This window comes from Ferruginibacter sp. (assembly GCF_031391665.1).
GTDB lineage: Bacteria > Bacteroidota > Bacteroidia > Chitinophagales > Chitinophagaceae > Ferruginibacter.
In genome coordinates this window covers 1-7,086 of sequence record NZ_JANMUN010000131.1, presented here as the reverse complement: position 1 = coordinate 7,086, position 7,086 = coordinate 1, and the positions used below count along the sequence as shown (strand labels likewise).

Genomic DNA, 7,086 nt, shown 5'->3' with positions numbered 1-7,086 from the left:
GTGAAGAATGTAAAATGCTTTTATTTCTTTGCAATATCTTCGCATTAATGATAGAAGTTAAATTAAAACAAACCGAAAACAAGGCTACCACTTTTAATATTAGCCTTGTACCATTGAGGATTATTTTTATGGGCACACCCGAATTTGCTGTGGCCTCGCTTGATGCATTGGTAAAAGCCGGTTGCAATATTGTGGGTGTAATTACTGCACCGGATAAACCTGGTGGAAGAGGGATGCAACTGCAGCAAAGTGCGGTTAAAAAATATGCGGTTGAAAATAATCTACATATTCTGCAACCGGAAAAATTAAAGAACACGGATTTTTTAGACCAGTTAAAATTGTTGAATGCGGATGTACAAATTGTAGTGGCATTCCGTATGCTACCAGAAGTAGTATGGAATATGCCGCCCATGGGCACCATAAATTTGCACGGCAGTTTATTACCACTATACCGTGGAGCTGCACCCATTAACTGGGCGGTAATTAATGGAGAAAAAGAAACGGGAGTAACTACATTTAAACTGCAACACCAAATTGATACTGGTGATATTTTATTGCAGCAAAGCTTTGCTATTACAGATAATGATACCGCCGGTGATGTGCATGATAAAATGAAAGAGATTGGCGCAGAACTTTTGGTAAAAACTGTTAAAGAATTAACTGGAGGAACTTTAACCGAGATGCCCCAATCCGAAATCGTAAATCCGAAATCGCAAATTATTCATCATGCTCCTAAAATTTTTACCGAAACATGTAAAATAGATTTTACTAAACCAGTAGAGGAAGTGCATAATTTAATTCGTGGCCTTTCGCCTTTTCCCGGTGCTTTTACAATGCTTAATGGTAAAGTGCTGAAGATTTATAAGGCTATGCCTCAAGACGGCTCAAAGCCGTCAGAAGCTTTATACAAAACCGATGGCAAAACATTTTTAAAATTTGCCTGCGCCGATGGCTACATCGATGTAAAAGAATTACAATTAGAAGGGAAGAAAAAAATGACGGTGGAAGAATTTTTAAGAGGTTATCGGTTTTAAAATACGTCAGACGGTTTGGAACCGTCATGACGCATTTTATACTATTTTATTTTTAATTTCTCCAGCATTGCTTTACTTAATGCCGCTTTGGGAACTACTAAACTTATGGTGTTAATTCCAAAATATGCTTCCGACACATTTATATAACCATGCATAGGCCCCACATCTCCCCAGGAGTTTTTAACCAAAAAAAACTGGTTGCCACTTTTTGATTTTTCTAATCCTGTAATATGCATCAGGTGATCATCCTGTGTGGTAAGATTTTCAAATAAGGTTTGGCGTCTTGCAGCCTCTGGTTTTCCTTCTTTCACTTCGCCTTTAATAATATCATCTTTGGTTTTTAATCCTTCAGGTATATTACCCATATCAATGGCCGAGCCTCTTTTTTGCATAAAGCCATCATTACTTACATCTGCATCCCACAGTACCGAATACCCTTTAGTTACGGCATCTTTTGTTAACTGTATCATTTCATTTAAAGGCACATTATAATAAGCAGCATTGCTGAAATTATCCGGCACTTCCAAAATAAAAGGTTCATAATAATTATGATGCGTAAAAGAAGTGATGTTAACATAATCAGCAGCATTAAATTTTAATACATCTGTTGCAAATGTTTTAGGGGTGTACTTTTTTCCATTGTAAGTAAACTCTTCGGCAACCGAACCAAGTTCGGCATCCAGAATTTTTTTATAGTCAGCAATCCAGTTTTGCGGTATCGGTTTTACTTTAAGTATACCGTCTAAAAACATCTGCAAATCCTTTACTAATTTTACATGGTTATGTAGTGTATCACCAGGCTTTAATCCGCTGTAAACAGTTTCTGGCATTGCACCATATTTATCAATAGCATTTATCAGGTCGTGTCCTAAACCGCCTTCTCCAAATTGTGTATGGCCCTGGCGCAGTATATAATTTTTTGCTTTTTCCAAATAAGTATTTCTAACAGAAAACATTTCACTCAAATCTATATCGCCTAAATTATTTTTTAAAGCCTGGCTTTCTATTAATGATGTAGTGGAAAAACACCAGCAGGTGCCCGTCATTCCCTGGTTTTTAACGCTGGTAGCTGTAATAGCTTTTTCAATAGTATAAAAACCGGGGGCACTTTTATTTTCTCCTTCAGTGGTTGGCTTGCCATTTGCCTCTTTTGGTTTTACAGATTGAGGTATATCTGCCTGCGATGATGCGGTCATAAAAAATCCTGCAGCAACCAGGCACAAAAAAATCTTCTTCATAAATTTATTTTGAATAATTGATGGTACAATATAATTTATTTTCTCCTGCGCCTAATGCACTGGCGGCGGCATTACTTATCCTTATAATTAATCCGTTATTTTGTTTTATATCCGGAATTAAATCGAGCACTTTTGCATATATCGATTTACCTGTAGCATTATTAGTTATTTTTAAAATAGTTCCGGCAGCAGCATTATTGTGCAGGCAATAATATTTTCCATCCTGCCACCCGCTTGTACTTTTAAAAATACCGCCATCACCAGTTTCAGTTACTAACTGATTGCCTTTAACCTGATCATCATACACATTTTTAAAAATACCACCTTTAAAATCTGCAGCCTTTGCTTCAATAACAGGCTGGGGCGGGGCAACATCATATTTTTTTACTGGCTGAGGGACTTCACTTTTTATCTCAGCTGGTTTTACACTTTCAACAGTGTTATTAGTAACGGGGATATCTTTTTCTGGAACTTTTTTTATGGTCTTCGGTTCTTTAATTACCGCAATTGTATTTTGTTGTTGCTCTTCTTTATTGGTGTTGCTGTATCCTACAATTATTTTTGTTCCTTCACTCAATGCATCCGCAATAAGGTTATTCCATTTTTTTATATCAGCAACGGTAGTGTTATGCAATTTACTTATTGCATAAAGGGTTTGTTTTTTTGCTACGGTATGATAAACAGGTGTTGCTTTTTTTTCATCAACCAAAATAGTTTTTATTACAGGCACCGGCCTTGCAGGTGTATTAACTGGTTTAACAACTTCGGTTTTAGGCGCTTCAGTTGCAGCACCTGCTGCAGGAATTTTTAATACCTGGCCCAGTGTTAAACCTTTTTCATAATCAATATTATTATAGGTGGCCAGCTCCCTGCCATTAATATTATATAAACGGCCAATGCTGGAAAGGCTTTCTTTTGCCTTTACGGTATGGGTTATAACTTTTTGTGCAACTGCAAACAGCGGCAGCAAAAACAACAGAAAAAATAATTTCTTCATAGTGAAAAATATTGTGCTGCAAATATGCAAAAATTAGTTGGTTTATGTACCTATTAAGTTGTTAAGAATACAGCTTATTTATTAAGAATGCGCCATTCTTTAGGATAATAATTATTAATACGATTGGGAAGTATTTTTACCCAGCCCAAAGCCAACTGCTGATATTTTATTAATGCCCAGCCTTTTACTAAAGGCTCAATTTTTATTTCCTGCTTACGCAGATATTGCAGTGCCGTTTGTAAATCCACCTCAATTGAAGGAATGTCTTTGCTGATAATAGTACTTAATGCCAGCTCGTGATGAGGTATTAATTCATCCCTGATAACAGCACCCATTTTTACGCCAGCTTTTTTAATGTATAAAGAATTTTGAATAGCCGCTAAATCATTTTGCAGATGAAGGGGCATTGCAATAATATCTTCATTTTGTTTGATGAAGAAAAAATCATCTGCATTTTTTAACCAGGGTTTTAAAACCTCCATTTCATTTTTGGATATTTTTTCTGTTTTTCTATTATCTGATTGGATATGTCCATTTGCATATTGCCTGTTAATAAAAGCTGCAATAAAAAAACCTTCGCCTTTTACTTTATCAGGATAAAAACGATAGCCAGATGCTTTATAAATTTCGCTTTGCGTTTCAACAATATTCCAGCTTTCTTCAATCTTCAGTTGTACACTTTCAACTTTAAATTCTTTTATTATCCAGTCGCATATTGCTTCATCTTCTTCGGCGGAGTATGAGCAGGTGGAATAAATAATAATTCCATTTTCTTTTAAGGAAGAAAATACATCAGCTAAAATTCTTTGCTGGCGCTGGCTGCACAACTGCACATTATTTAAACTCCATTCGTCAATTGCTGCAGCATCTTTCCTGAATAAGCCACTGCCACTGCATGGCGCATCTATCACTATAACATCAAAGTAATTTTCTAAACGCTTAAAATCTTTTGCATCGTTATTAGTAACAATAACATTTGCAGCACCCCATTTGGTAATATTTTCACTTAAAACATTAACCCTTGTTTTTATTACTTCGTTACTTACCAATAAACTTTCTGCAGAAATTAAAGATTGTATCAAAGTAGATTTTCCACCGGGTGCAGCGCACAGGTCTAAAATTTTTATGGGCTGCAATAAATCAACCGTTTGTTTTAATGCCTGCTCTAAAAACATACTGCTGGCTTCCTGTACATAATATGCGCCTGCATGAAAAAGCGGATCTGATGTAAACGATGGCCGTTCAGCAAGATAGTATCCATTGGTATTCCATGGAACTTCCTCCAGCCGGGCATTGAATATTGAATATTGATTATTGAATGTTTTATCCGGGTTTTTTCTAACAGAAGTTATTTGCTCACCGGATTGATGCACTTTTTTGAAAGCTTCTTCATTAAAGCCTTTAACCGTTTGTAAAGAATTAATTAATGCCGTTGGTAATTGTTGCGCCAAGTAGTTATATTTGATTTAATTGACAAAAGTAATTTATCATTTTATGAAAAAGATAATAATTCTCTGCACTATTTTATTTTTTACTGTGCATGCAGTTGCACAAAAATTTCCTGATAGCTGGACAGATGGAAAATATTATACGGTAAACGGTGCAAAATTATATACCCTGACGGTTGGCACTGGTCAGCCAATGATAATTATTCCCGGCGGGCCGGGAGGTGCACATCCCGGTTACAGGGTGTTTGATTCTTTAACGGTAAACAGCAATAACCAAATAATTTATTACGATGCTTTTGGCAGGGGAAAATCGGATACAGCAAAAGATGTAAAAGAATACAGTTTGCAAAGAGATATAGAAGATATTGAGGGGTTGAGAAAGGAAATGCATTTGAATAAAATAAGTTTACTGGGCCACAGTTATGGCAGCCTGGTGGCACAGGGTTATGCTATTAAGTATCCGCAAAATGTTAGTCATTTAATTATTGCCAACGGCTTTCACAGTTTTATAATGTGGCAGGAAAATGACGATAACAGCAACCATGAAATAAAAACCAATTACCCTGAAGTGTGGGATACATTAATGAAGATAAGGGAGCTGGGTGCCATATCCAGCGACGAAATTCACCAGGAAATTTATGGCCGTGTGCCTTATGCATTTTTATATACTTACAATCCCGAAAATTTTACACGAAGGGGAAGCAAGCCTTATCCTAATCCGTTTAATTCAAAATTATATTATCAAATGGTAGGTAAAGATGGCGACTTTATTGTGGGCAGTGACATTGGTAATTTTGATTTTAGAAAAGATTTGAAAAATTTAAAAATGCCTATTTTGATTATTGCAGGCAGGTACGACAGGGTAGCCGTGCCATGGATGCAGGTAAAGTATAAAGAATATTGTCCGCAGGCAAAGTTTGTACTATTTGAAAAAAGCGGGCACAACCCACAGGTAGAAGAACCTGCTAAAGAATTTAAAATTATAAAAGATTTTTTAGCAAACTAAACAGCAGTTTTCACTGGGTGACTCACCCCACAGGGTGAGTCACCCAGTGAAAACACAGCCTTTCTTACACATCTACCGAATCATACACCACCACTTTATCCCACAGCGAAGCACATTCTTTTACAAAATTTAAATGAATGGGGTCAACCTGGTAACTGTCCTGGTCGGAAGCTTTGTCAAAAGTAATTAACCAGGATACAGCGTAAGTGGTATCTATCACACTTCTTTCGGTGCCGGCGGGTTTACCAATATGAAAAGATCTAATGGTGCTTACTGCAGAAAGTTTTTGTAAACCTTCAATCAATTGTTTTTTGCTTACATCATTTGCCGGATCTTTTAACCAGAAAAAAACATGGTGTATAAAAACGTTTTGCATGGTAGTTATTTTTTGTAAAACTATTATAAATATTTTATTAAAAGATTAAGTACAACATCAAAAATCGGAACGCAGCAATTGCCTTATTGCTGCCAAATGAGAAAATAATACCAGCGGCACAATAACGGCGGGCAATAAATTAAAAGGAAAATATAACACGGCAATATTGGGTTGCTCCAATGCAAACTGTTGTATTGGTGTAGGTGCAGATAAAACTGCATTAACCACAATATTTATTAAAAGTGCAAGGCAAATAAAATTCCAGAGTAAAATTATTTTTTTACTGAGACGCTTTTTAATAAATCCAAAATAATAAACTATTGGAGCAGTAATACCAGCGGCGATGTCAAAATTTCTTCCTTCAAAAGTCATTAATTGCGGCACAGCTTTATTTAAAAAAAGCCAGAATAAAACCAATTCAACCGGTATTCTTACAATGTGCAATATGGTTAAATATTTTAGGCTTAACCCGTCAATAAATTGTTTGCCTTTGGTGCTGATAAAAATTACTGCAATTAATAAAAGTGCCGGAGCTGCTAAAAATATAAACCTTGGCGGTAAGGCAGTAAAGTTTACATAAAAGCCTGATAAACCCAATACAGTTTGCAAAATTATCCAGCCGATTAAAATTAATAAAACTGCGGTTGAATGATTGGCGGCTTTATAAAAAAATGCAATAGTTAAAAGGGTTGCAGCTATAAAAATGATGCTGATGTAGATGGGGAGAATATTCATTTCTTATTTTTCGTAAACTAAATATACAAATAAGAAACTCAGGGATTAACCCTAATATTTTTTATTTTTTACTCCGCAAAATTCGCTTTGATAAAAGTTGAACAATGATATGCCGTATAAGTGTGCGACGCAACGATGATGCCATAAAAAACAAATGCCCGTAACAAAACAATAAAAATAACCGCAGGTTATATTGCAAAAAAAATCCGGCGGCAAAAGAGCCACCGGAACATTCAAAACCATAATAGCCAA

Annotated in this window: 8 protein-coding genes; 2 read left to right on the top strand and 6 right to left on the bottom strand. The window is 35.8% G+C overall.

The genetic code is table 11. The features are described 5' to 3' along the window. Positions 1-14 precede the first annotated feature (14 nt). Positions 15-1,034 carry a methionyl-tRNA formyltransferase gene (fmt, locus tag ACY651_RS09525; RefSeq protein ID WP_462252061.1) on the top strand — a complete coding sequence of 340 codons (1,020 nt, stop codon included), beginning with the start codon at positions 15-17 and terminating at the stop codon, positions 1,032-1,034. 41 nt (positions 1,035-1,075) lie between these two features. On the opposite strand, the gene ACY651_RS09520 is transcribed toward fmt, so the two are convergent. The 3 genes from ACY651_RS09520 to ACY651_RS09510 form a co-directional block, all read right to left on the bottom strand. After that, a complete protein-coding gene (locus tag ACY651_RS09520; protein WP_462252059.1) occupies positions 1,076-2,272 on the bottom strand; it encodes a C1 family peptidase in 1,197 nt (398 codons plus the stop codon). A 4-nt stretch (positions 2,273-2,276) separates the two neighbouring features. Next, entirely contained in the window at positions 2,277-3,269 is a 993-nt protein-coding gene (locus ACY651_RS09515; RefSeq protein WP_462252057.1) for a LysM peptidoglycan-binding domain-containing protein, read from the bottom strand. Positions 3,270-3,343: 74 nt separating this feature from the next. Next, positions 3,344-4,720 (bottom strand): methyltransferase RsmF C-terminal domain-like protein, encoded by a 1,377-nt coding sequence (locus ACY651_RS09510; protein ID WP_462252055.1) that lies wholly within the window; start codon positions 4,718-4,720, stop codon positions 3,344-3,346. Positions 4,721-4,763: 43 nt separating this feature from the next. On the opposite strand from ACY651_RS09510, the gene ACY651_RS09505 reads away from it, so the two are divergent. Next, complete coding sequence (locus tag ACY651_RS09505; protein WP_462252053.1) at positions 4,764-5,723, top strand: alpha/beta fold hydrolase; 960 nt, start codon at positions 4,764-4,766, stop codon at positions 5,721-5,723. Between the two features lie 64 nt (positions 5,724-5,787). Here the strand turns inward: ACY651_RS09505 and ACY651_RS09500 are convergent, their stop codons facing one another. From ACY651_RS09500 to ACY651_RS09490, 3 genes are all read right to left on the bottom strand, one after another. Continuing rightward, complete coding sequence (locus ACY651_RS09500; RefSeq protein WP_462252051.1) at positions 5,788-6,099, bottom strand: Dabb family protein; 312 nt, start codon at positions 6,097-6,099, stop codon at positions 5,788-5,790. Between the two features lie 57 nt (positions 6,100-6,156). Beyond that, the gene (locus ACY651_RS09495; RefSeq protein WP_462252049.1) at positions 6,157-6,834 is read right to left on the bottom strand and encodes a hypothetical protein; all 678 of its coding nucleotides are present in this window, start codon (positions 6,832-6,834) and stop codon (positions 6,157-6,159) included. A 61-nt stretch (positions 6,835-6,895) separates the two neighbouring features. Further along, positions 6,896-7,086: hypothetical protein (locus tag ACY651_RS09490; RefSeq protein ID WP_462252047.1), on the bottom strand; the 191-nt coding region annotated here is incomplete at its 5' end.